This window comes from Citrobacter sp. TBCS-14 (assembly GCF_005280805.1).
GTDB lineage: Bacteria > Pseudomonadota > Gammaproteobacteria > Enterobacterales > Enterobacteriaceae > Citrobacter > Citrobacter gillenii.
In genome coordinates this window covers 1-223 of the sequence record NZ_SZWM01000919.1, presented here as the reverse complement: position 1 = coordinate 223, position 223 = coordinate 1, and the positions used below count along the sequence as shown (strand labels likewise).

1 protein-coding gene is annotated in these 223 nt (G+C 48.4%); it reads left to right on the top strand.

The features are described 5' to 3' along the window. The coding region (locus tag FDX22_RS22065; RefSeq protein ID WP_146717774.1) for a 3'-5' exoribonuclease domain-containing protein at positions 1–157 on the top strand (157 nt) is incomplete at its 5' end. Positions 158–223 lie beyond the last annotated feature (66 nt).

The following is a 223-nucleotide window of genomic DNA, read 5'->3' as shown; positions in this document are numbered from 1 at the left end:
CAGGGACGTAAGGACCATGGTCGAACTGGGTAAATCTGTCGGTATCAATCCACGCTTCGACATCCCGTTTGAAGGCGACATGCATAATGCGCTTTCTGACGCCCGACATCAGGTCAAATACGTCTCTGCAATCTGGCAACGCCTGACCGCAAACTGATTTTCTAATTTCACAATTTAAGGATCCTGCCTGGTATGTTTTTACAGGCAGGCCATCAGAGAGATG